General features: G+C 45.4%; 23 protein-coding genes. 22 read left to right on the forward strand and 1 reads right to left on the reverse strand.

Going from position 1 to position 22,851, the window contains the following annotated elements; all coding sequences use genetic code 11:
- Window positions 1–63 precede the first annotated feature (63 nt).
- The 17 genes from WBS51_RS00605 (at window position 64) to fabV (ending at window position 16,083) form a co-directional block, all read left to right on the forward strand.
- Window positions 64–528, forward strand: a complete 465-nt coding sequence (locus WBS51_RS00605; RefSeq protein WP_173747312.1) for a ribosome maturation factor RimP — start codon at window positions 64–66, stop codon at window positions 526–528.
- Window positions 529–567: 39 nt separating this feature from the next.
- Entirely contained in the window at window positions 568–1,755 is a 1,188-nt protein-coding gene (gene nusA, locus WBS51_RS00610) for a transcription termination factor NusA (RefSeq protein ID WP_173747313.1), read from the forward strand.
- A 9-nt stretch (window positions 1,756–1,764) separates the two neighbouring features.
- The gene (gene rnpM / locus WBS51_RS00615; protein ID WP_173747314.1) at window positions 1,765–2,043 is read left to right on the forward strand and encodes an RNase P modulator RnpM; all 279 of its coding nucleotides are present in this window, start codon (window positions 1,765–1,767) and stop codon (window positions 2,041–2,043) included.
- The gene (locus tag WBS51_RS00620; RefSeq protein WP_173747315.1) at window positions 2,030–2,344 is read left to right on the forward strand and encodes a L7Ae/L30e/S12e/Gadd45 family ribosomal protein; all 315 of its coding nucleotides are present in this window, start codon (window positions 2,030–2,032) and stop codon (window positions 2,342–2,344) included. Before rnpM ends, WBS51_RS00620 begins: the two co-directional genes overlap by 14 nt.
- A 21-nt stretch (window positions 2,345–2,365) precedes the next feature.
- A complete protein-coding gene (gene infB / locus WBS51_RS00625; RefSeq protein WP_173747316.1) occupies window positions 2,366–5,164 on the forward strand; it encodes a translation initiation factor IF-2 in 2,799 nt (932 codons plus the stop codon).
- Window positions 5,165–5,215: 51 nt separating this feature from the next.
- Window positions 5,216–5,611: a 30S ribosome-binding factor RbfA gene (gene rbfA / locus WBS51_RS00630; RefSeq protein WP_173747317.1), complete on the forward strand. Its 396-nt coding sequence runs from the start codon at window positions 5,216–5,218 to the stop codon at window positions 5,609–5,611.
- On the forward strand, window positions 5,592–6,560 hold the full coding sequence (locus WBS51_RS00635) for a DHH family phosphoesterase (protein WP_294460049.1): 969 nt from the start codon (window positions 5,592–5,594) through the stop codon (window positions 6,558–6,560). The genes rbfA and WBS51_RS00635 overlap by 20 nt, the downstream gene beginning before the upstream one ends.
- Window positions 6,557–7,480 carry a tRNA pseudouridine(55) synthase TruB gene (gene truB, locus WBS51_RS00640; RefSeq protein ID WP_173747319.1) on the forward strand — a complete coding sequence of 308 codons (924 nt, stop codon included), beginning with the start codon at window positions 6,557–6,559 and terminating at the stop codon, window positions 7,478–7,480. Before WBS51_RS00635 ends, truB begins: the two co-directional genes overlap by 4 nt.
- A gap of 10 nt (window positions 7,481–7,490) precedes the next feature.
- A complete protein-coding gene (locus WBS51_RS00645) occupies window positions 7,491–8,408 on the forward strand; it encodes a bifunctional riboflavin kinase/FAD synthetase (protein WP_173747320.1) in 918 nt (305 codons plus the stop codon).
- 200 nt (window positions 8,409–8,608) lie between these two features.
- Window positions 8,609–9,448: a C40 family peptidase gene (locus WBS51_RS00650; RefSeq protein ID WP_173747321.1), complete on the forward strand. Its 840-nt coding sequence runs from the start codon at window positions 8,609–8,611 to the stop codon at window positions 9,446–9,448.
- Window positions 9,449–9,649: 201 nt separating this feature from the next.
- On the forward strand, window positions 9,650–10,066 hold the full coding sequence (locus WBS51_RS00655) for a coiled-coil domain-containing protein (protein ID WP_291681730.1): 417 nt from the start codon (window positions 9,650–9,652) through the stop codon (window positions 10,064–10,066).
- 141 nt (window positions 10,067–10,207) lie between these two features.
- A complete protein-coding gene (gene rpsO, locus WBS51_RS00660) occupies window positions 10,208–10,474 on the forward strand; it encodes a 30S ribosomal protein S15 (RefSeq protein WP_111920841.1) in 267 nt (88 codons plus the stop codon).
- 179 nt (window positions 10,475–10,653) lie between these two features.
- Window positions 10,654–12,747, forward strand: a complete 2,094-nt coding sequence (locus WBS51_RS00665) for a polyribonucleotide nucleotidyltransferase (protein WP_173747323.1) — start codon at window positions 10,654–10,656, stop codon at window positions 12,745–12,747.
- 114 nt (window positions 12,748–12,861) lie between these two features.
- A complete protein-coding gene (locus tag WBS51_RS00670; protein WP_291681731.1) occupies window positions 12,862–13,725 on the forward strand; it encodes a YARHG domain-containing protein in 864 nt (287 codons plus the stop codon).
- A gap of 6 nt (window positions 13,726–13,731) precedes the next feature.
- Window positions 13,732–14,220, forward strand: a complete 489-nt coding sequence (gene nrdG / locus WBS51_RS00675; protein WP_173747325.1) for an anaerobic ribonucleoside-triphosphate reductase activating protein — start codon at window positions 13,732–13,734, stop codon at window positions 14,218–14,220.
- A 9-nt stretch (window positions 14,221–14,229) separates the two neighbouring features.
- Window positions 14,230–14,748 carry a dUTP diphosphatase gene (locus WBS51_RS00680; RefSeq protein ID WP_173747326.1) on the forward strand — a complete coding sequence of 173 codons (519 nt, stop codon included), beginning with the start codon at window positions 14,230–14,232 and terminating at the stop codon, window positions 14,746–14,748.
- A 135-nt stretch (window positions 14,749–14,883) separates the two neighbouring features.
- Window positions 14,884–16,083, forward strand: a complete 1,200-nt coding sequence (gene fabV / locus WBS51_RS00685) for an enoyl-ACP reductase FabV (RefSeq protein ID WP_173747327.1) — start codon at window positions 14,884–14,886, stop codon at window positions 16,081–16,083.
- A gap of 60 nt (window positions 16,084–16,143) precedes the next feature.
- On the opposite strand, the gene WBS51_RS00690 is transcribed toward fabV, so the two are convergent.
- Window positions 16,144–16,554: a DUF1292 domain-containing protein gene (locus WBS51_RS00690; RefSeq protein ID WP_173747328.1), complete on the reverse strand. Its 411-nt coding sequence runs from the start codon at window positions 16,552–16,554 to the stop codon at window positions 16,144–16,146.
- Window positions 16,555–16,693: 139 nt separating this feature from the next.
- Here WBS51_RS00690 and WBS51_RS00695 point away from each other — a divergent pair, with 139 nt between their 5' ends.
- The 5 genes from WBS51_RS00695 (at window position 16,694) to WBS51_RS00715 (ending at window position 22,819) form a co-directional block, all read left to right on the forward strand.
- Entirely contained in the window at window positions 16,694–18,268 is a 1,575-nt protein-coding gene (locus tag WBS51_RS00695) for a ClC family H(+)/Cl(-) exchange transporter (protein ID WP_173747329.1), read from the forward strand.
- A gap of 22 nt (window positions 18,269–18,290) precedes the next feature.
- Window positions 18,291–20,204: a glycogen operon protein GlgX gene (locus WBS51_RS00700; RefSeq protein ID WP_180211070.1), complete on the forward strand. Its 1,914-nt coding sequence runs from the start codon at window positions 18,291–18,293 to the stop codon at window positions 20,202–20,204.
- Window positions 20,156–20,692: a DUF5662 family protein gene (locus WBS51_RS00705; RefSeq protein WP_173747330.1), complete on the forward strand. Its 537-nt coding sequence runs from the start codon at window positions 20,156–20,158 to the stop codon at window positions 20,690–20,692. The genes WBS51_RS00700 and WBS51_RS00705 overlap by 49 nt, the downstream gene beginning before the upstream one ends.
- Window positions 20,693–20,698: 6 nt before the next feature.
- A complete protein-coding gene (locus WBS51_RS00710) occupies window positions 20,699–21,700 on the forward strand; it encodes an ABC-2 transporter permease (protein WP_173747331.1) in 1,002 nt (333 codons plus the stop codon).
- 162 nt (window positions 21,701–21,862) lie between these two features.
- Window positions 21,863–22,819 carry a beta-ketoacyl-ACP synthase III gene (locus tag WBS51_RS00715; protein ID WP_291681733.1) on the forward strand — a complete coding sequence of 319 codons (957 nt, stop codon included), beginning with the start codon at window positions 21,863–21,865 and terminating at the stop codon, window positions 22,817–22,819.
- Window positions 22,820–22,851: the final 32 nt, after the last annotated feature.

Consider the following 22,851-nt stretch of genomic DNA (forward strand, 5'->3'; position numbering starts at 1 on the left):
TCCACTCTTATCATTTGTGCAAAGGATGTAAGTGTGAATGACAAGCCGAAGGAAGGTGAAAACGTGAGTAAGAAAGAAATATATGAACAGAAAGCAGAAGCGCTCATTGAGCCCATTGTGGCTGCTCATGGTTTTGAACTGGTAGACGTGGAATATGTAAAGGAAGGCAGCAGCTTTTATCTGCGGGCATACATTGATAAACCCCAGGGAATTACAGTGGAAGACTGTGAGGTGGTCAGCCGGGCCTTTTCCGAGAAACTGGATGAAGAAGACTTTATTGAGGATACTTATATTATGGAAGTCAGTTCTCCGGGGCTTGGAAGACCTTTGAAAAAAGAGAAGGATTACAAACGAAGCATGGGAAAGGAACTGGAAATCAGAACCTACCGCGCAGTGAACAGGGAAAAGGAATTTTATGGAATCTTGACGGCATATGATGAAAACAGTGTAACCATTGATTGTGAGGGAGAAGAAAAAACCTTCCAGAAATCAGACATTGCACTGATACGTCTTGCTTTTGATTTTTAAAACCATAGAACCATAGAGAGTTTAGGAGGAAATAAAAAAATGAACACAGAGTTATTAGAAGCGCTGAATATTCTGGAAAAAGAAAAATCCATCAGCAAAGACACATTATTGGAGGCGATTGAGCAGTCTTTGCTTCAGGCGTGCAAAAATCATTTTGGAAAGGCAGACAACATCAAGGTCAATATTAACCATGAGACCTGTGATTTCAGTGTGTTTGCTGAAAAAACCGTAGTAGAAGAAGTTATGGACCCTGTGACAGAAATCAGTCTGGCAGATGCAAAGATGATGAATTCCCAGTATGCTCTGGGAGATGTGGTGAATGTGGAAGTAAAATCAAAGGAATTCGGACGTATTGCCACACAGAATGCCAAGAACGTGATTCTGCAGAAAATCCGCGAAGAAGAAAGAAAAGTAATCTTTAACCAGTATTACGGAAAAGAACGTGATATTGTCACTGGTATTGTACAGAGAAGCATGGGAAGAAACTACAGCATTAATCTTGGCAAGGCCGATGCGGTTCTGACAGAAAACGAGCAGGTGAAGACAGAAGTATTCCAGCCTACAGAGAGAATCAAACTGTATATTCTGGAAGTCAAGGACACACCAAAGGGACCGAAGATTCTGGTTTCCAGAACCCATCCGGAACTGGTAAAACGTCTCTTTGAAGCAGAGGTTACGGAAGTGAAGGACGGAACGGTTGAAATTAAGAGCATTGCCAGAGAAGCCGGTTCCCGTACCAAAATCGCCGTATGGAGCAATGACCCGGATGTAGACCCGGTTGGTGCATGCGTTGGTATGAACGGCGCCAGAGTCAATTCTATTGTAGAGGAATTAAGAGGCGAAAAAATTGATATTATCAACTGGAGTGACAACCCCGCTCTGTTGATTGAAAATGCGTTGAGCCCGGCAAAGGTTATCTCTGTTATGGCAGACCCGGAAGAGAAAACAGCTATGGTTATCGTACCGGATTTTCAGCTATCCCTGGCTATTGGCAAAGAAGGACAGAATGCCAGACTGGCAGCCAGACTGACAGGCTTCAAGATTGATATTAAGAGTGAAACACAGGCCAGAGAAGCCGGCGACTTCCAGTATTACGAAAACGGGGAAGAATCTCAGGAGTATGCAGAGGAAGAACCGGCACAGAATTATACAGAAGAGGACTATGCAGAGGAGTCAGAGGACGCTGCAGAAGCATACGCAGATCTGGAAGAAGAAATGGAAGAGTAAGGTGGCGCTATGAGTACAGTACGGAAAATTCCTATGCGCAAATGCGTGGGCTGTGGGGAAATGAAGAGTAAAAAAGAAATGCTCCGTGTTTTAAAGACAACGGAGGATGAAATTATTCTGGACGCTACAGGACGTAAAAACGGAAGAGGAGCGTATTTGTGTTTTGACAAAGGATGTCTGGAGAAAGCCATAAAAAATAAAGGGCTGGAGCGGTCTTTAAAAACAGCCATACCAAAAGAAGTGTATGAAAGCCTGACAAAGGAGTTTGAAAAGCTTGAACAGTTATAGAGAGCTGTCCCTTCTGGGACTTGCGGCAAAGGCCGGAAAGATTGTCAGCGGAGAGTTTGCCACAGAAAATGCAGTAAAGTCAGGAAAGGCTTTTCTGGTGCTTGTGGCAGAGGACGCATCGGACAACACAAGAAAAAAATTCAAAGATATGTGTACGTATTACGAAGTACCTTTTTATAGGATTGGAACAAAGGAGGAGTTGGGAAGCGCCATAGGAAAAGAATATCGGGCGTCATTAGCGCTGACAGATGAAAATTTTGCTGTGGCAATGGTGAAAAAGCTGGAAAAAACAGGACATTAACACGTAGAAGGAGGGCAATATATGTCAAGGGTTTACGAACTCGCAAAAGAGTTAAACAAAAGCAATAAGGAGATTTTAGATTTTCTGAAATCCAAAAATATAGAGTTAAAAAGCCATATGAGCAATGTGGATGAATCACAGGCCGATATGGTAAGAGCAAATTACAGAAAGGGAAATGTCTCTTCTGCAGGTGGAAATGCTGCTAAGCAGGAAGACGGTGAAAAACCAAAGAAAAAAATCATTCAGGTGTTCCGCCCTCAGAATGCCAGTCATATGCCAGAGCACAGACAGAAACCCCAGCGTCAGGCAAATGACAGTCAGGAACAGAAAAACAATGAAAAACGTCAGAATAACCGGCAGGGAGAAAACAGAGGTACACAGGAATCCATGAGACAGGAGAACAGAAACAACCGTCCAAATAATAATCGCTATAATAATAACAACGGAAACGGAGAAGGCCGTCCGAATAATAACCGTTATAACAGCAATAATAATGGAGAGAATCGTTCCAACAACCGGAATAACGGGGATAACCGCTCCAACAACCGCTACAATGGAAACAACAACGGAGAACGTTCCAACAACCGTTACAATGGAAATAACAATGGAGAGCGTTCTAATGGCCGCTATAACGGAAACAACAACGGAGAGCGTTCCAATGGCCGTTATAACGGAAATAACAACGGAGAGCGCTCCAATGGCCGCTATAACGGAAACAACAACGGAGAACGTTCCAATGGCCGTTATAACGGAAACAACAATGGAGAGCGTTCCAATGGCCGTTTTGGCGGAAATAACAATGGAGAGCGTTCCAACAATCGTTTCGGAGGAAGAAACGAAGGCAGAAGAGAGCAGGGCAGCAAGTTTGATGCACCGAAGCTGGAGTTTGTAGAAAAAGACAGCCGCAAGGCCAACAGAGAAAATAAGAAAAAAGACAATAAGAGGGATGATTACCAGAATCAGAGCAAGCGCCCGAATCAGGGAGGCCGCCGTCAGACCCAGAGAATTCCAAAGGCTATGCAGCTGCAGAAACCGGTAACCCATCCGAAGGAAGAAAAGAGAGAGGAAGTAAAGGAAATCACACTTCCAGAAAAAATGACCATTCGTGAACTGGCTGAAAAGATGAAAATGCAGCCGTCTGTCATTGTGAAAAAACTGTTCCTGGAAGGCGTTATGGTTACCGTAAACCATGAAATCGACTTTGAAAAAGCACAGGAAATTGCACTGGATTATGACATTATTGCAGAGCAGGAAGAAAAGGTGGACGTTATCGAAGAACTTCTGAAAGAAGACGAAGAAGACGAAAGCACACTGGTTTCCAGACCGCCTGTTGTCTGTGTTATGGGTCACGTTGACCACGGGAAAACTTCTCTTCTTGACTGTATCCGAAAGACACATGTGACAGACCGGGAAGCCGGAGGTATTACCCAGCACATTGGCGCGTACATGGTAAATGTAGATGGGCAGAAGATTACCTTCCTGGATACACCGGGACATGAGGCGTTTACAGCGATGCGTATGCGCGGCGCCAATGCCACAGACATTGCCATTTTAGTAGTTGCTGCAGACGACGGTGTTATGCCGCAGACGGTAGAAGCTATCAACCATGCAAAAGCAGCAGGAGTAGAAATCATTGTTGCCATCAACAAGATTGATAAACCAAGCGCAAATATTGAAAGAGTAAAACAGGAATTATCCGAATACGAACTGATTCCGGAGGATTGGGGCGGAAGCACCATTTTTGCACCGGTATCCGCACACACAGGAGAAGGCATTGACAATCTTCTGGAAATGATTCTTCTGACTGCAGAGGTTGGGGAATTAAAGGCAAATCCAAACAGAAGAGCCAGAGGTCTGGTTATTGAAGCAGAGCTGGATAAAGGAAAAGGCCCTGTGGCAACCATTCTGGTACAGAAAGGTACCCTTCGTGTGGGAGACTTTATTGCAGCAGGCGCAAGTTCAGGTAAAGTCCGTGCCATGATTGACGATAAGGGAAGAAAGGTAAAAGAAGCAGGTCCTTCCACTCCAGTGGAAATTCTGGGACTCAGCGATGTGCCAAATGCAGGAGAAATCCTGGTGGTGACAGAAAACGACAAGGAAGCCAAAAACTTTGCGGCAACCTTTGTTTCTGAAAATAAAAACCGTCTGCTGGAAGAAACCAAGGCAAAAATGTCTCTGGACGATCTGTTCAGCCAGATTCAGGCAGGTAATTTAAAAGAACTGCCGATTATTGTAAAAGCAGACGTACAGGGTTCTGTAGAAGCCGTAAAACAGAGTCTGGTAAAACTTTCCAACGAAGAGGTTGTGGTAAAAGTTATCCACGGCGGTGTTGGTTCCATTACCGAATCCGACGTAACCCTGGCCAGCGCATCCAATGCCATTATCATTGGTTTTAACGTGCGTCCGGACGCTACGGCCAAATCTGTGGCAGAGCAGGAAGGTGTGGATTTGCGTCTGTACCGCGTTATCTACCAGGCTATTGAGGATGTAGAGGCAGCTATGAAGGGTATGTTAGACCCTGTATTTGAAGAAAAAGTCATCGGACACGCAGAAGTGCGTCAGATATTCAAGGCTTCCGGTGTGGGCAACATCGCAGGTTCTTATGTGCTGGACGGTATTTTCCAGAGAAACTGCAAGGTTCGTATCACCAGAGAGGGCGAGCAGATTTTTGAAGGTGCGCTGGCGTCTCTGAAGCGTTTTAAAGATGATGTGAAGGAAGTCAAAGCAGGCTATGAATGTGGTCTGGTATTTGAAGATTTCAACGATATTAAAGAAGAAGACAAAGTAGAAGCATATATTATGGTGGAAGTTCCGAGATAGGCTGCCAGACAGCAAAGGGCTGGAAACTTTCGCCGGAACAGGAAGTAGAATATGAGAAAAAACAGTATTAAAAATACCCGGGTAAATGCAGAAGTACAGCATGAGCTGGCGAATTTAATCCGGGAAGGAATCAAAGACCCGCGCATCCACCCCATGACCTCTGTGACAGCGGTAGAGGTGGCGCCGGATTTAAAAACCTGCAGAGCCTATATCAGTGTTCTGGGAGACGGAGAAGCGAAGAAAAATACCATTGCAGGCTTAAAGAGCGCAGAAGGTTATATCCGCAGACAGCTTGCAAAACGTATTAATCTTAGAAATACTCCGGAAATCCGTTTTATTCTGGACGAATCCATTGAATATGGAGTTACCATGTCGAAACTCATTGATGAGGTGACCGGACATGCGGGTGAACAGGAGGTTTTGGAAGATGGAGAAGATAACCAGTGAATTAACGGGAATCCGCACAGCAGCCATTGCCGGACATGTACGTCCGGATGGTGACTGCGTGGGGGCCTGCATGGGATTGTATTTATATCTGAAAGAGAATTACCCGGAAATCGAAACCGATATTTATCTGGAGTCCCCAAAGGAAAGTCTGCTGTTTCTGCAGGGAACAGAGGAGATCAAGACTGCTTATACAGAAGAAAAAATCTATGATGTGTTTTTCGTGCTGGATACCAGTGTGAAAAATCGTATGGGCGTGGCTCTGGAGGCATTTGAGGCATCCAAAAAAACCATTTGCATTGACCATCATATCAGTAATAAAGGGTTTGCAGAAATCAATGTGATTCAGCCGGAGGCCAGTTCTGCTTCTGAGGTTTTGTATACACTTCTGGAAAAGGAAAAAGTGACAAAGCCAGTGGCAGAAGCCCTGTATACAGGCATTGCCAATGACACAGGGGTTTTTCAGTATTCCTGTACTTCGCCTCAAACGATGCGGATTGCCGCGGAATTAATGGAAAAGGGAATTGATTTTTCTAAAATCGTAGATAAATCTTTTTATGAAAAAACTTATATACAGAATCAGATTCTGGGAAGATGCCTGATGGAAAGCCTTCTGGTTTTAGATGGACAGTGTATCATTGGCGTTGTTCGCAGAAAGGATATGGATTTTTATCATGTAGAGCCAAAGGATCTGGACGGCATTGTACAGCAGCTTCGTGTAACCGCAGGTGTTGAAGTGGCCGTGTTCCTGTATGAACAGAAGGTACAGGAATTTAAAGTCAGCCTTCGTTCAAACGGAAAGGTGGACGTCAATGAAGTGGCTTCTTATTTTGGCGGAGGCGGTCATGTTATGGCAGCAGGCTGTACGCTTCAGGGGTCTGCTTATGATGTTATCAATAATCTGCTGCGCTGCATAGAAAAGCGGCTGCCGGAAAGATGTGAGAGCAAATGATAAACGGAATTATCAACGTGTATAAGGAAAAGGGATATACTTCCCATGATGTGGTTGCCAGACTTCGTGGAATTCTGCACCAGAAAAAAATCGGACATACAGGAACACTGGACCCAGACGCAGAGGGAGTGCTTCCCGTTTGTCTGGGAAAAGGAACTAAGCTGTGCGGGCTGCTGACGGATAAGCGTAAAACATATGAAGCGGTTCTGCATTTGGGTCTGGATACCGATACACAGGATATTTCGGGCGTTGTAAAGCGGGAGTGCGAGGTGCGTGTTTCGCAGGAGGAAGTACGGGCTTGCATGGAAAGCTTTGTGGGAGAACAGATGCAGATTCCTCCCATGTATTCCGCGCTGAAGGTCAAGGGAAAGAAGCTGTATGAACTGGCAAGAGAAGGCATTGAAGTGGAACGGCAGCCACGACCCGTCACTTTTTATGAAATTCGTATTCTGTCTATGGAACTGCCTTTTGTCCGATTCTCTGTTACCTGCTCCAAAGGAACTTACATACGGACATTATGTCATGATATAGGGGAAAAACTGGGCTGCATGGGCTGTATGGAAAGTCTGCTGCGTACCAGAGTAGACCGGTTTGACATTCAGGACAGTCTGAAACTGTCTGCGATTGAAGAAAAAAAAATCCAGGGAAAGCTGGAGGAAGCAATTGTTTCAGTGGAAGAAATGTTTGCAGACTATCCTGCTTTTTATGCGGCAGAAACTTTTACAAAAATGCTGAAAAACGGCAATGCCATTCCGGCAGAAAAGCCGGAACATACAGGCAGGGTGCGTATGTATACAGAAACAGGAATCTTTGTGGGACTTTATGAGTGGCAGGAAGTAAAAGGACAGTATAAGCCGGTGACGATTTTTTCTTCCCCTGAAGACTTTCATTCTGCCGGGGCTTTACAGAAAACGACGTGAAGGAGCAGTTATGATTTATACAACAGAAATTCCTCATTTGGAACAGGGAGTACGAAGCGCCGTGACGCTGGGAAAATTTGATGGACTGCACAGAGGGCACCAGAAGCTGATTCACTGCATTAGTGAAAAACGCAGAGAAGACTGCCGGGCTGTGGTCTTTACTTTTGATGTTTCTCCCCGCTCTTATATATTGAAAGTTCCTCCTAAATTTCTGCTTACCTATGAAGAGAGGCGGGAGCTTGCCGAAGAAAGAGGGGTAGATATTCTGGCGGAGTGTCCCTTCACAGAGGAACTGATGCACATGGAGCCGGAACAGTTTGTAAAAGAATATCTGGTAGAGCGGCTGCATGCAGAATATCTGGCTGTAGGTCCGGATTTTCGTTTTGGACACAAGCGGGAGGGAAATCCTCAAATGCTGCAGAAGCTTGGAAAAGAGTACGGATTTACTGTGGAAATTGTGGAAAAGGAAAAAGATGGTTCCAGAGATATCAGCAGTACGTATATCCGGGAAGAACTGGAAAAGGGAAATATGGAAAAAGTCAATGGGCTTTTGGGATATACCTATTTTACCAGAGGCGAGATTGTCCATGGAAGACAGCTTGGAAGAACTATCGGTGTTCCTACCGCCAATCTGATTCCGCCGGAAATCAAGAAGCTTCCACCCAATGGGGTCTATATTACCAAATCTCTGATAAACGGGAAAATTTATGAGGGTATCACCAACGTAGGGTATAAACCTACGGTGCGGGAAAATTTCCTGGGAGTGGAAACCTATCTTTTCTGCTGCAATGAAAATTTGTACGGGCAGGAAGCGGAAGTTCGCTTTTATCAGTATCTGCGCCCGGAAAAGAAATTTGATTCTCTGGAAGATTTGAAAAAGCAGCTCAACCAGGATGTAGAAACAGGTCGAGCGTTTTTTCAAAAATGATATGGACAAGTATGGAAATTTCGCTTATGATAGAAGAAGGATTTTTAAGAAATTTTTTACATAACAGTCCTAAACGAGTGCAGAATGTAGTACAGAGTACAAACCAAAATCATAAAAAGCGTATAATATACAAAAGATAAGCCTGAGGAACGCAAACCTTGGGCTTTTTTCATTTCATAAAAATAAAAAAGGAGTATGTTATGCGGAAAAAGGAAAATAGGGAAAGTATTCAAAAAGGGAAAGACGGTAAAGAAAGCAGAAAAACATATAAAAAAAGTATGCTGGCAGCAGGTTTCCTGGCTGTAGGAATGTTTATGGGAAGTACAGAGGTTTTGGCAATGCCCCAGGAGGGAGAAGAACGGGTGGCATATGCAAAGGTCAATACCTGTCTGAATATCCGTACCGGAGCGGGAACAGAGTATGGAGTGTCTGCACAGCTTCCCAAGGAAGGTTGCTGCAAGGTACTGGAAGATGCGGGAGATTGGTGCCGTATTATATCAGACGGAATTGAAGGATATGTGTTTAAAGACTATCTGATTACGGGAGTTACACAGAAAGAATATCTGGCGCTGACTCAGAAGAAGGAGCCTGTGTATGCATATAGGATTTCACGTCAAGCTACAGACGGTCAGCAGGCAGAGGCTCAGGCAGCAAAAACTTCCGCAGAAATCAGCGGAAAAGGTGAAATGGTTGCTGCATATGCCCTGCAGTTTGTGGGAAATCCCTATGTATGGGGAGGGACAAGTCTTACAAACGGAGCGGACTGTTCCGGGTTTGTCCAGAGCGTATATCAGAATTTTGGGGTTTCTCTTCCCCGAGTGGCGGCGGATCAGGCGCAGGCAGGGACAAAGATTGCGGTAGAGGAGGCCCAGCCGGGAGATTTGATTTTTTATGCAGATGGAGGCAGTATTTATCATGTGGTTTTGTACATTGGAAACGGCCAGGTGGTGCATGCCAGCAGCGCGGCTACGGGAATTAAGGTGTCAAATGTATATTGGGAAAATGCGGTATGGGCGGTAAGGGTACTTTCCGGTTCCTGAAAAAGCAGAAGGAAATATAAAAATGAGTTTGTGCAATATCACTTTTTGCAAACGTAAAATACAGATATATTTTTTGTCGAATTGTGAATGCTTGCGGATGGATTTTTTCAGAACTCCATGGTAGTATGATATACAGAAATATTTTACAAAAGAGAAATCCTTGCATAGGACGACAAGAAAAAATACAAGGAGGCTCTTATTATGACAGATAGTCAGAAATTGGATTTGCTCTTAGAGCAGATGAGTGAATTCAGAAAAGAACTGGGGGGACTGAGGGAAGACGTCAGCGAATTGAAGACAGATGTGGCACAGCTTAAAACAGACGTGGCGCAGTTGAAGGAGGATGTCAGCGAATTGAAAGAGAGGGTATCCTCTCTGGAAGGCAGAATGAGCGTCGTAGAAGCAACTTTGAAGGAAACGAGAGTAGAACTGGAAAATTTTACGAACAGAGCCATTTCCATTCTGGCAGAAAATCACCTGTCTTTAATGGAAAAACTGAATCATTCTATAAAAGCGGCAGATACGAACAGCGTTTACGAAGTAAAGGTGGAATATCTTACCGAGAGGGTGAATAAACTGGAACGGGCTTTTGTGCAGGCCGGCTATAAGATTGCATAGAAAAAGCGAAAGTTTTGTCTTTACATTCCTCTGGGTATATGCTATACTCAAAACGTTGAAGACAGCCGTGGTTCAGAAGCAGGAATCTCCAACCGCTCCTTAATCACAGGCGATAAATGAAAAATATGGAGGACAACAAACATGATTTCTAAAGAAAAGAAACAGGCTATTATGGCAGAATACGCAAGAACACCAGGCGATACAGGTTCACCGGAAGTACAGGTAGCTGTACTGACAGCAAGAATTCAGGAACTTACAGAGCACCTGAAAGTGAACCATAAAGACCATCATTCCAGAAGAGGTCTTCTGAAAATGGTAGGTCAGAGACGTGGATTACTTGCATATCTGAAGAAAACTGATATTGAAAGATACCGTGCTTTAATCGAGCGTTTGGGTCTTAGAAAATAATCAGAACCAGAAGACGGGGCGGGAGGATTCCCGCCCTGTTTTTACCGTAAGAAGCGAAATGAAACAGCACAAGAAATTTTGATGCCGAGACCACTGAAAAGTGCATTTACAGACCGGGAAATGTGTTTTTTAGTTGTTTCGGACAGAAATTGCTGTGAGAAATGAAAAGGAGAAAAAATATGTATAAGAGTTTTTCAATGGAACTGGCAGGAAGAACCCTGACCGTAGACATCGGACGTGTTGCAAAACAGGCCAATGGCGCAGCATTTATGCGTTATGGGGATACCACGGTATTATCTACTGCAACCGCGTCTGACAAACCAAGAGAAGGAATTGACTTCTTCCCATTAAGTGTAGAGTATGAAGAAAAAATGTACGCGGTAGGCAAAATTCCGGGAGGATTTAACAAAAGAGAGGGAAAAGCAAGTGAACATGCGATTCTGACTTCCCGTGTTATTGACCGTCCTATGCGTCCTCTGTTTCCAAAGGATTACAGAAATGACGTAACCTTAAATAACATGGTTATGGCTGTGGACACAGAATGCAATCCGGAAGTCGTAGCTATGCTGGGGTCTTCTATTGCGACCTGTATTTCGGACATTCCTTTTGACGGACCATGTGCGGCTACACAGATGGGTATGGTAAACGGGGAACTGGTGGTAAATCCGTCTCTGGCTCAGAAAGAAATCTCTGATTTACAGCTTACGGTTGCGTCTACCAGAGAAAAAGTTATCATGATAGAAGCCGGTGCAAATGAAATTCCGGAAGCAAAAATGATTGAGGCAATTTTCAAAGCCCACGAAGTAAATCAGGAAATCATTGCATTTATTGATAAAATTGTTGCAGAATGCGGAAAAGAAAAACACACTTATGAAAGCTGTGCAGTTCCGGAAGAACTGTTTGCAGCTATAAAAGAGATTGTAACTCCGGAAGAAATGGAAAAAGCAGTCTTTACAGATGAAAAGCAGGTGAGAGAAGAAAACATCCGCGCGATTACAGAAAAACTGGAAGAGGCTTTTGCAGACAACGAAGAATGGCTGGCTGTACTGAGCGAAGCTGTTTACCAGTACCAGAAGAAAACCGTCCGCAAAATGATTTTAAAAGACCACAAACGTCCGGATGGAAGAGCTATTACACAGATTCGTCCTTTGGCAGCAGAAGTGGATTTGATTCCGAGAGTACATGGCTCCGCGATGTTTACCAGAGGCCAGACTCAGATTTGTACCGTTACCACGCTGGCTCCATTGTCAGAAGCACAGAGACTGGATGGCTTAGATGAATTTGAAGTAAGCAAACGCTATATGCACCACTATAATTTCCCGTCCTACTCTGTAGGTGAGACAAAGCCGTCCAGAGGACCGGGACGCCGTGAAATCGGACACGGAGCTTTGGCAGAAAGAGCATTGGTGCCGGTGATTCCAAGCGTAGAAGAATTCCCGTATGCAATCCGTACAGTATCTGAAACTTTTGAATCCAACGGTTCTACTTCTCAGGCAAGTATCTGTGCATCTACCATGTCCTTAATGGCAGCAGGTGTGCCGATTAAGAAACCGGTGGCAGGTATTTCCTGTGGTCTGGTAACAGGGGAAACCGATGACGACTATCTGGTACTGACAGATATTCAGGGACTGGAAGACTTTTTCGGAGATATGGACTTTAAGGTAGCCGGTACGCATGACGGTATCACAGCCATTCAGATGGATATTAAGATTCATGGTCTGACAAGGCAGATTATTGAAGAAGCCATTGCCAGAACAAAAGAGGCCAGAGAATACATTCTGACAGAAGTTATGGAAAAATGTATTGCAGAGCCGAGAAACGCCGTAAGCAAATATGCACCTAAGATTGTGCAGATTCAGATTGACCCGGAAAAAATCGGTGATGTGGTAGGTCAGAGAGGCAAGACTATCAATGCGATTATCGACGAGACAGGTGTGAAAATTGACATTGATGACAGCGGTGCAGTATCTGTATGTGGTACGGACCAGGCTATGATGGATAAAGCTGTAAAATATATCCAGACCATTACCACAGATTTTGAAGAAGGTCAGATTTTCACAGGAAAGGTTATCAGCATTAAAGAATTCGGTGCGTTCCTGGAATTTGCACCAGGCAAAGAGGGTATGGTTCACATTTCCAAAATTGCAAAAGAAAGAATCAACAAGGTAGAAGATGTGCTTTCTCTGGGTGATGTTGTGAAAGTAGTATGCCTTGGAAAAGATAAAATGGGACGTATCAGCTTCAGCATGAAAGATGTTCCGGAAGAGGCATAAAAACTGTGAAAACAGGTGGATACAGAAATGAACAGAAGGGGCGGCACGAAGAGAGTGCGCCCCTTTTTGGACTTCACGGGAAGTATTGCGGCATTCTGTATGGGAGGTGAAAATATGGGCAGAAAACGAATGGGGATTTTTATGCTGCTTCTGTTATTGGGAGCGTCAGGCTGCGGCCAGAAGGAAGAGGCACATCTTTCGGAAGCGGAAGAAGAGAAAACGGCTCAGGAACATCCGGCGGGATGGAAAAAACGTATTGACAGAGAGGGGACAGAAAGCGGAGTAAAAGCAGAGGATAAAGGGGTTTATCTGTGCAAAGACTCTGATAAACAAATGTTAGAAGACACAGAACTCACCTCTCCTTCTGTCTATAGGAAGGACTTCCTGGAGGACAAGGTAGACGGATATAATCCCAACTGGTATAATCTTGCTGTCAATGAAATATATGCCCGCCATGGATATGCTTTTCAGACGGAAAGTATCCGACAGTATTTTGAAGCGCAGCCCTGGTACGAGGCGAGCACAGAGCCGGAGGATTTTCAGGAAAGTAATCTCAATGACTTTGAGAAGGAAAATATACAAAAGCTTTTAAAAGGGAAAGAAACGCACAAAAGAGATGAGATTTCAGCGGAAGGGAATACTTATACGATTACCAGTAACACAACCTACGAGCCTGTTTTCCGAGATTATACTTTTACTTTCCAGGTGCCCCAGGAATGGCTGGCAGAGGGATACAGCATTACAGCCTGTGATACTTCCAGTGATTCCACTTATTGGGTGATTGCAAAGGATTGGAAAAAAGAAGCTGCAATCCTTAACATCATACCCATGGAGCATTTCGAGGGGAATCTTTCGGGACAGGAAATTCTGTGGAAAGACCATGTCTGCATGCTATCTGTAGATGCAGATAGTGCAGATGAGAAATTGACAGCCGGGATTGAGAAAATAAAAGAAACCATCAACAGAGTACAGAGGTGAAGATTCATGCGTTATCACAATATTACAAAAGATGATATGTTAAACGGGGACGGCCTTCGGGTGGTACTGTGGGTGGCAGGCTGCGACCACGGCTGTAAAGGCTGCCAGAACCCGGTGACCTGGGATCCCAACGGCGGCCTGGTTTTTGATGAGGCTGCAAAGCAGGAAATTTTTGAGCAAATGGAGAAGAGCTACATTGCGGGGATTACTTTTTCCGGCGGAGACCCTCTGCATTGGAGAAATGTGGAAGAAGTTACGGCTTTTGCAAAGGAATTGAAAGAAAAATATCCCCAAAAGACCATATGGCTGTATACCGGATTTTTGTGGGAAGAAATACAGGATTTAGAAGTTCTGAACAATCTGGATGTTTTGGTAGACGGAGAGTTTATTGAGGCTCAGAAAGATATTTCCCTGAAATGGAAGGGCAGTGCAAATCAGAGAGTGATTGATGTGCCCCGGACCTTAGAGGCGGGTAAGATTGTATTGCATGCATAGGAGGACAACATGAAGAGAATTGCAAAATTTCATAAAGTAAGCGAAAAACAGTTTGCAGAAGGATGGAGAGATTCTTTTGGCGCGGCGAGCGAAGAAGAGATTCAGAAGATTTATGAGAACATCCGGCTGCCCAAAAGAGCTACAGCGGGAAGCGCTGGCTATGACTTTTTCAGTCCCCTGGACTTTGAACTGAAGCCAGGAGAAACTATAAAAATTCCTACTGGAATCCGGGCTGAAATGGAGTGCGGCTGGGTGCTGAAGATTTATCCCAGAAGCGGTCTGGGCTTTAAGTACCGCCTGCAGTTAAACAACACTGTGGGAATTATTGACAGCGATTATTTCTATTCGGATAATGAAGGCCATATTTTTATTAAAATTACCAATGATTCCAATGAAGAAAAAACGGTGCAGGTAGCGGCAGGAACGGGATTTGCACAGGGGATTTTTCTGGAGTACGGCATTACGGAGGACGATGACACAGAAGCAGTGCGAAACGGCGGCTTTGGCAGCACTACAGGGAAACACTGAGAACGCAGAGATAATATGCAGGAGAGGAAAACTCTTGCATATTATTTTTTTTTGTGCTAAAATATTTTGAAATACAAAATAATTGAAAATCATAGCAGTTTTAAAGAAACAATACGCTGCTTGCAGGAGGATAAGATGAAGGTTGAACCGAAAATTCGAGAATTTATCTGTACCACAGCTCACCCAGAGGGCTGCAGGGAGTATGTGAGAAGACAGATTGCTTATGTAAGAAGCCAGGAAAGAAAGAAAGGCAGAAAACAGGAGCCAAAAAAGGTGCTGGTAATAGGCGCTTCCACAGGATACGGTCTGGCCAGCCGGATTACAGCCGGGTTTGGCTGTGGGGCGGCAACCATAGGTATTATGTTTGAAAAGCCGTCAAACGGCAAAAGAACAGCTACACCGGGCTGGTACAATACGGCTGCTTATGAAGAGGAAGCGCAAAAAGCGGGACTTTATGCGAAATCCATTAATGGCGATGCTTTTTCAAAAGCTGTAAAGGAGGAGACGATTGCCCTGATTAAAAGAGACTGGGGAAAAGCAGATATGGTGATTTACAGTCTGGCGGCGCCCAGAAGAACCGATACACAGGGGAAGACTTGGGTATCGGCTCTAAAGACAACAGGGAAGCCTTTTACAGAAAAAAGTATGGATTTGCGGAATCATACCATTGTCACAAAAACGGTAGAACCTGCTGCAGAGGAAGAAGTGGAAGGCACGAAAAAGGTTATGGGGGGAGAGGACTGGCTGGATTGGATAAAGGCTTTAAAAGTAGCAGATGTATTGGAAGACAATGCCCTGACTGTAGCTTATTCCTACATTGGACCAAGGCTCACATATCCCATTTATTATGACGGAACCATTGGACAGGCCAAGCGTCATCTGGAAAAAACGGCCCGTGTGATTCGGGAGGAATTTCCGGACGTAAGGGCGCTTATTTCCGTAAACAAAGCCTTGGTGACTCAGGCAAGCGCAGCGATTCCCATTGTACCGCTGTATTTTGCTGTTCTTTATGGTGTGATGAAGGAAGCACATACCCATGAGGGATGTATCGAACAGATGGTGAGGCTGTTTAGGGAAAAGTTACTGGAGGAAAATCCGCCCACAGATGAGGCGGGCAGAATTCGTATGGATGACTGGGAACTGGAAGAACATATCCAGAGCCGGGTGTGGGAAATATGGGAACAGGTTACCACGGAAAATGTAGAAAACCTTGCCGATATTCAAGGATACTGGGAGGATTTTTATCATATGTTTGGGTTTGGATTTGAGAATGTGGACTATGAAAAAGATGTGGAAATCGAGATTGGCATTCCCAGCATAAATTTTGCTGAATAAAGAGAGAAGAGGCTGTCAATATGCACGAAGTGCGACAGCCTCGGTTTTGTATGAAAAAGATTATTCTTCTGTTTCTGCGGCCAACTCTTCTTCACTTTTCAGGTTTGCAATGAAGTCATGGAAGGCTTCTGCTGCAGCCATATATTCATCTTCTCTTTCAATATTGCTTACAACAGGAGTATTGCCTTCTTCTGCATAACGGAAGAGGTAAGTTTCTCCGTCTGTATTTTTGCCGTCTTTGTTCAGAGGAACAAGGGCAATGTATTCGCCAAAGCCTTCTACCGGAAAGGTTGTCAGCACGGCACATTCCAGGACAGAATCGTCATCCAGGGTCAGTTTGATAGTAGGATTCGGAACCTTCGGAATGCTGCCCTGGCTGCTGCCGCCTGCGCTGGAGCAGTTGGCGGTACAGGATGCACAGTCGCTGGGATTGCAGGAATCCAGATTGGTTGTATAAGTTTCTTCGCTCATAATTAGCCTCCTCGTATGTGATATCTGCTCATATTTTAACAGATGGACCGAGGGAATGCAACCACAGAAAGGATTTGCAATTTTGCCATAGGACAAGTATAATGAAAATGTCTATGTTAAGAAAAGAGGGGAAAGAACGTTGAAAAAAGGTACATCACATCTGCTGAAACGGGCGGAACATTTTAAAACTATTCTCACGGCAGAAGGATTTCTGGTGGGTATCGTTGCCGGACTGGTTGTGCTTTTGTACCGGGTGCTTCTGGAGTACGCGGGCAGGGGAATGAATCTTGTTCTGGAATATGCCCGGAAATATCCCGCTCTTTTAGGAGGCTGGTTTCTGGCACTGTTTGTTCTGGCCTGTATTGTAGGCAAACTGGTGAAGTTTGAACCCATGATTTCCGGCAGCGGTATTCCTCAGGTAGAGGGAGAAATGATGGGAAAACTGGACCAGGTATGGTGGAAGGTACTTCCGGCCAAGTTTCTGGGCGGTTTTCTGTCCCTGTTTTCCGGTCTTTCTCTGGGAAGAGAAGGTCCGTCTATTCAGATTGGAGCCATGGCGGGAAAGGCAGTTTCCAAAGCGTTAAAAAGAGAAAAGACGGAGGAGCGGTACCTGCTGACCTGCGGCGCCAGCGCCGGACTTGCGGCAGCCTTTCACGCTCCGCTTGCAGGGGTTCTGTTTTCTCTGGAAGAAATACATAAAAATTTTTCTGTATCTGTACTGGTATCTGTTATGACAGCTTCCATTACTGCAGACTACATATCCGGCGAATTTCTGGGATTTACTTCTGTGTTTCAGTTTGATATCGGACAGGAAGTGGCACCCCGGTATTACTGGCATATTGTGATTCTGGGAGTCTTGCTGGGCGTTATGGGGGCTTTTTATAATAAGATGACCATATGGGTGCAGGGGCTGTATTTTAAGGCAAAAGGGCTGAATGAAACCACAAGACTTCTGATTCCTTTTTTGCTGGCAGGCGTTCTGGGGCTTTTGCTGCCGGAGGTATTGGGCAGCGGTCATGGACTTATTGATATGGCGGCACGGGGGAATATGGTATTGCAATCCCTTGCAGTGCTGTTTGCAGTAAAATTTTTGTTTTCCCTTATCTGCTTTGGTTCCGGGGCGCCGGGCGGTATTTTCTTTCCGCTTCTGGTACTGGGGGCTTTGCTCGGAGGCATGTACAGCACCTTTGCCGTGAAATATATGGGACTGGAGGCTTCTTATATCAGCAATTTTGTGCTTTTGGCTATGGCCGGGTATTTTACAGCCATTGTAAGAGCGCCGATTACAGGAATTATCCTGATTTTTGAGATGACGGGGCAGGTTAGCCAAATGTTATCCATGTCACTGGTATCTATTGTAGCTTATCTGGTAGCTTCCGGACTGAAATCGGAACCTATTTACGAAAGCCTTCTGGATTCTCTTTTAAGAAGAAGAGGCCAGCAGGTGCCGGAAAAGACAGGAGGCAAAATTCTCCAGGAATTTATTATCTGCCATGGAAGTCCGCTGCATAAGCAGCAGATACAGCAGATTAACTGGGCGGGCGACTGCCTGCTTGTGGCCGTAAAGCGAAACGGTACAGAATTGATTCCCAAAGGAAAAACCATGCTGCAGGCCGGCGATGTTTTGGTGACGTTGACAGATGAAGCCCATGCAGCGCCAGTTTATGATTATATGAAAAAAATGTGTGCAGAAAAGGAATCTTTGCATTCATGAGGCAGAGAAATGAGGTGACGGCATGAACAGCAAAAGGATAGAGACAGAAGAAAAAATACAGGCAGTACCGGGAATCCCATGCCGCCCGGGTATAGAAAGAAAAGGGAGAACTTACGTATTTACGGCAGAGGTATTCCCGGAAAGCAAGGCAGAACTGTTGCTGTATGAGCGAAAAGACGGAGAAAAAATCCTTACTGTATTTCCTTTTCCGGAGGAAAGCAGACAGGGTAATCTGCTTTCACTTCAAGTTACAGGACTGACGGGCACAGAAGTCTGGTATAATTTCCGTATAGACGGAGTTGTGCGGCAAGACCCTTACGCACAGAGCCTCTGTCATATGCCGGACTTTGGAAAAGCGGGAGAAGAAGAACCTTGCTGCAGATATAAAGAAGATAAATTTGTATGGACAGACAGGGAATTTCGGCCAAAAACTCTGTCAGATACTATTTTATATAAGGTACAGGTGCGCAGTTTTACCATGCACAGAAGTTCCAAAGTGAAGAAAAAAGGCACATTCGCAGGTCTGGAGGAAAAGATTCCCTATCTGCAGGAACTGGGAGTTACCAGTGTGCTTTTAATGCCTGCTTATGAGTATCGGGAGCGTATGGGATTACAGACCAGAAGCAAAAAATATTCCTGCGCGCCGAAGCAGGAGAAGGAGGATGTCTGGCGGGTAAACTGTTGGGGCTATACGGGGGAGGCCTGTTACTTTGCTCCAAAGGCGGCATTTTCCGCCACGGCCAGCCCGGTGAAAGAATTTAAACATCTGGTAAATGCCCTTCACAGCGCCAATCTGGAATGCCTCATGGAATTTTATTTTGAAAAGGAGACAGCGCCCTCCACGATACTGGATATTCTGCGCTACTGGAAAACCGAGTACCATGTGGATGGATTTCACCTTATGGGAGAAGACATTCCCCAGGCCTTGTTTATGAAAGACGCGCTTCTGGCGGGAAGCAAACTGTTTTTTCACGATGTGGATGGAGAGACCATTCTGAACCGGGAAAAGCCTTTTTATAAAGGGGCGGCAGAATACAATGAAGGATTTCTCTACTGTATGCGCCGTCTTCTGAAGGGAGAAGAGGGCATGATGGAGGAGTTCATGTTCCGCAGCAAAAGAAATCCCCTTTGCAGCGGCGTCATTAATTATGTGGCAGACCAGGACGGGTTCACCATGATGGATATGGTATCTTATGAGGAGCGGCACAATGAGGCAAACAAAGAAAACAATCAGGACGGTATCGAATACAACTGTACCTGGAACTGCGGAGCGGAAGGCCCTACCAGGAAACAAAGTATTCGGAAGCTGCGGCTGCAGCAGCTGAAAAATGCCTTTGCACTTCTTTTGTCTGCCCAGGGGACGCCGCTGATTTATCAGGGAGATGAATGGGGCAATACCCAGAAGGGAAACAACAATGTCTGGTGTCAGGACAATGAATTGGGCTGGATAGACTGGAGCGGCATACAGCGCAGCGAGCCGATTTTTACCTTTGTGAAGAAAGCCATTGCCATTAGGAAAGAAAACAGCGTTTTTCATATGGACGAAGAGCCAAGAGGTATAGATTACCAGGCGCTTGGGTATCCTGATATTTCTTATCACGGCAATCAGGCCTGGTATGTTCCTAAGGAAAAAAGCCTTCGCTGTCTGGGTGTGATGTACTGCGGAGATTACTGCGGGCAGGAACGGGAGTTTTTGTTTTTGGCGGTAAATTTCCACTGGGTGGCTCATGAAATTGCACTTCCGGGCATACCGGGAGAAATTATCTGGAACATGGTTATGCGGACAGACCAGGAAGAGAACGGAGGGGTCCATAAAGCAGAGGATAAGACCCTGCTGGTTCCTCCCAGGACAATTATGATTTTAAAAGGAAAGCAGGACGAAAAGACATGCGGAGCTGGGAACATTTTAAGACGATTACAAGGCACAAGCTTTTAGTGATGAAATATTGCTTTAAAATAGGACTTTACAAACAGGGGCTTCTTCACGATTTGTCCAAGTATTCCTGGACAGAGTTTTCCGTGGGTTGTAAATATTATCAGGGTAATCGGAGTCCCAACAATGCAGAGCGGGAAGCAACCGGGCTCTCCACCTCCTGGATACACCATTATGGGAGGAACAAGCATCATTTTGAACACTGGGTAGATTATGGTATTGACTGCAATACCGTTATCCGGGGCGTGCCCATGCCGCGGAAATACATTGCAGAAATGGTTATGGACCGCATTAGCGCCTCCCGGAATTATCATCCGGATACGTATACAGACGAGGCGCCTTTGCAGTATTTTCTGGCCAGCAAGGAAAAACTGTGGTTTGTCCATGAGGACACCAACCGGGATTTGGAACAGCTGCTTCGCATGCTGGCGGAAAAAGGCGAAAAGGAAACACTGAAATATATTAAGCATGTATATCTGAAAGGAATGTAAGGATTTATGAATATACAGATATCACAGGTACTGGAACGTATGAAGGAGTATTGGGATACAATTCCACAGCAGTATATGGTGGTGATTTATCTTGCGGGGGCAGTTTTTGCACTTTTGAACTGTTTCATGGGCTATCGGCTTCGCAAAGTCTGGGGCTGTATCCTGGGAATTCTGGCAGGAGCCGGAGGCGGCGGAGCTGCAGGATACTATTTCCTGCAGGACAAAGTGATGGCTCTGGTCTGCGGTGCGGCAGGAGCTTTGATTTTTGGGCTTCTGGCCTGGCTGCTTTATAAGTTCGGCGTTTTTTTCATGTGTACCGGGCTGGTTTACGCTCTGATACTCACCTTCTTTGAGGATGCATCTCTGACCCAGCATATCATTGCACTGGTGGCAGGCGTTTTTGCAGGAACGCTGGCTCTGGGATATGAAAAGCAGATGGTTATCGGAATTACGGCAGTCTGCGGCGGTATTGGAGGGATTCATCTGCTCTTTGCCATGATGGCAAAAAATACAGGCGGGGAGTTGGTGCTGGGCATCATACTGGCTGTTATCGGAGCTGCAGTACAGGCAGCGCCGCTGATGAAAGGAGAGGACTGGGAAGCAAAAGTATTTCACCTTCCTTCCGGCAGCAGGAAGAAGAGAGGCGGACTTCCCACAGGAAGGAAGAAGAAAGTTGTAAAGAAAACGAAAGTAGTTCAGAAAGGTTCCGCAAAGAAAACGGCAAAGGACAAGGCGCTTGAAAAACGGAGAAGTATTTTTACGGATGATGATTATGATGACGGAGATTATGACAGCGATTATCAGCCGCCGGAAGAAGAAGCTACAGACAGAGGTGACAGGGAAGACCTTGACAGAACTCAGGAGTACCAGGTGGGACAGCGGCAGTACGAGCCAAGGGAAAAGCAGCAGATACCTTATATGGGAAGCGGAATCGGTATTGATTTGGATGATTTGAACCGGGAGTTATCTCAGGAAATTAAAAAGATATACAAGGACGACAGCCAGTGAGGGGGTCGTCCTTTTTTTAACATTTTTCAGAGAAGATAAGAGAGGAACGTAAGAAGGGGAAAAGAATTGACAAAAGACAGAAAGAAAGGTATACTGAATACAATAGTTTGAAATACAAAATATTTGAAATAGAAATAAAATAACAGAAAGAAAGGAAAAAACATGGCAGAACAGAGAACAGGAAGAATTACAGGAACAGGAAGCTGTGTTCCGGATTTATGTATCACAAATGAAAGGCTTTCGGAACTGGTGGATACCAGCGATGCATGGATTTACAGCCGTACCGGGATACACAGGCGCAGGATTGCAGTAGATGAAACCGTAGCAGATTTGGCGGCAGAAGCAGCCCAAAAAGCCATGGAAAATGCGAAAATTTTGCCGGAGGAGATTGACCTTCTGCTGGTAGCTACCTGCTCTGGAGAAATGCTCTTTCCGGGAACTGCGTGTCAGGTGCAGGCACGTATCGGAGCTGTCCGTGCGGCAGCCTTTGATATGAATGCGGCATGCTCAGGGTTTCTCTTTGCCCTGGGCACAGCCTGGGCCTATTTAAAAAGCGGGCTTTATGAAAAGATTCTTGTGATTGGGGCAGAGAAGCTGTCCAGGCTGCTGGACTGGGAGGACCGCAGCACCTGTGTGCTCTTTGGAGATGGGGCAGGGGCTGTAGTGTTGGAAGCAGACGGGAAAGGTATTGTGGGAATGGTACAGCATGCAGACGGCAGCAGAGGACAAGTGCTGACCTGCCCGGAAGGCCATAAAGCAGCTGAGAACAGCAGCAGTCTGGAAATGGAAGGGCAGGAGGTCTTTAAATTTGCCGTGAAAAAGGTGCCCCAGTGTATCGAAGAAGTATTGGCACAGAACGGCACGGCAAAAGAAGACATCCGGTATTATATTCTCCATCAGGCGAACAGCCGGATTCTTTCTGGTGCGGCAAAGCGGCTGCAGGAGCCGGAGGAAAAGTTTCCCATGAACATGGAGGAGTATGGAAATACCTCTGCGGCCAGTATTCCTCTTTTGCTGGATGAACTGAACCGGGAGGGAAAACTGCAGAGAGGGGATAAGCTGGTGCTTTCCGGATTTGGAGCAGGGCTTACCTGGGGAGCCCTGTTACTGGAGTGGTAATAGTAAAAGGCCGCTGCACAAAACCGGATGGA

It is taken from the genome of Blautia acetica, assembly GCF_038739805.1.
In the GTDB taxonomy this organism is placed as follows: Bacteria; Bacillota; Clostridia; order Lachnospirales; family Lachnospiraceae; genus Blautia.

Excerpts from the sequence above, each read along its gene's own strand:
- nusA (WP_173747313.1), top strand. The coding sequence starts at position 568 with ATGAACACAGAGTTATTAGAAGCGCTGAATATTCTGGAAAAAGAAAAA.
- rnpM (WP_173747314.1), top strand. The coding sequence starts at position 1,765 with ATGAGTACAGTACGGAAAATTCCTATGCGCAAATGCGTGGGCTGTGGG.
- infB (WP_173747316.1), top strand. The coding sequence starts at position 2,366 with ATGTCAAGGGTTTACGAACTCGCAAAAGAGTTAAACAAAAGCAATAAG.
- rbfA (WP_173747317.1), top strand. The coding sequence starts at position 5,216 with ATGAGAAAAAACAGTATTAAAAATACCCGGGTAAATGCAGAAGTACAG.
- WBS51_RS00635 (WP_294460049.1), top strand. The coding sequence starts at position 5,592 with ATGGAGAAGATAACCAGTGAATTAACGGGAATCCGCACAGCAGCCATT.
- truB (WP_173747319.1), top strand. The coding sequence starts at position 6,557 with ATGATAAACGGAATTATCAACGTGTATAAGGAAAAGGGATATACTTCC.
- WBS51_RS00645 (WP_173747320.1), top strand. The coding sequence starts at position 7,491 with ATGATTTATACAACAGAAATTCCTCATTTGGAACAGGGAGTACGAAGC.
- WBS51_RS00650 (WP_173747321.1), top strand. The coding sequence starts at position 8,609 with ATGCGGAAAAAGGAAAATAGGGAAAGTATTCAAAAAGGGAAAGACGGT.
- WBS51_RS00655 (WP_291681730.1), top strand. The coding sequence starts at position 9,650 with ATGACAGATAGTCAGAAATTGGATTTGCTCTTAGAGCAGATGAGTGAA.
- rpsO (WP_111920841.1), top strand. The coding sequence starts at position 10,208 with ATGATTTCTAAAGAAAAGAAACAGGCTATTATGGCAGAATACGCAAGA.
- WBS51_RS00665 (WP_173747323.1), top strand. The coding sequence starts at position 10,654 with ATGTATAAGAGTTTTTCAATGGAACTGGCAGGAAGAACCCTGACCGTA.
- WBS51_RS00670 (WP_291681731.1), top strand. The coding sequence starts at position 12,862 with ATGGGCAGAAAACGAATGGGGATTTTTATGCTGCTTCTGTTATTGGGA.
- nrdG (WP_173747325.1), top strand. The coding sequence starts at position 13,732 with ATGCGTTATCACAATATTACAAAAGATGATATGTTAAACGGGGACGGC.
- WBS51_RS00680 (WP_173747326.1), top strand. The coding sequence starts at position 14,230 with ATGAAGAGAATTGCAAAATTTCATAAAGTAAGCGAAAAACAGTTTGCA.
- fabV (WP_173747327.1), top strand. The coding sequence starts at position 14,884 with ATGAAGGTTGAACCGAAAATTCGAGAATTTATCTGTACCACAGCTCAC.
- WBS51_RS00690 (WP_173747328.1), bottom strand. The coding sequence starts at position 16,554 with ATGAGCGAAGAAACTTATACAACCAATCTGGATTCCTGCAATCCCAGC.
- WBS51_RS00700 (WP_180211070.1), top strand. The coding sequence starts at position 18,291 with ATGAACAGCAAAAGGATAGAGACAGAAGAAAAAATACAGGCAGTACCG.
- WBS51_RS00705 (WP_173747330.1), top strand. The coding sequence starts at position 20,156 with ATGCGGAGCTGGGAACATTTTAAGACGATTACAAGGCACAAGCTTTTA.
- WBS51_RS00710 (WP_173747331.1), top strand. The coding sequence starts at position 20,699 with ATGAATATACAGATATCACAGGTACTGGAACGTATGAAGGAGTATTGG.
- WBS51_RS00715 (WP_291681733.1), top strand. The coding sequence starts at position 21,863 with ATGGCAGAACAGAGAACAGGAAGAATTACAGGAACAGGAAGCTGTGTT.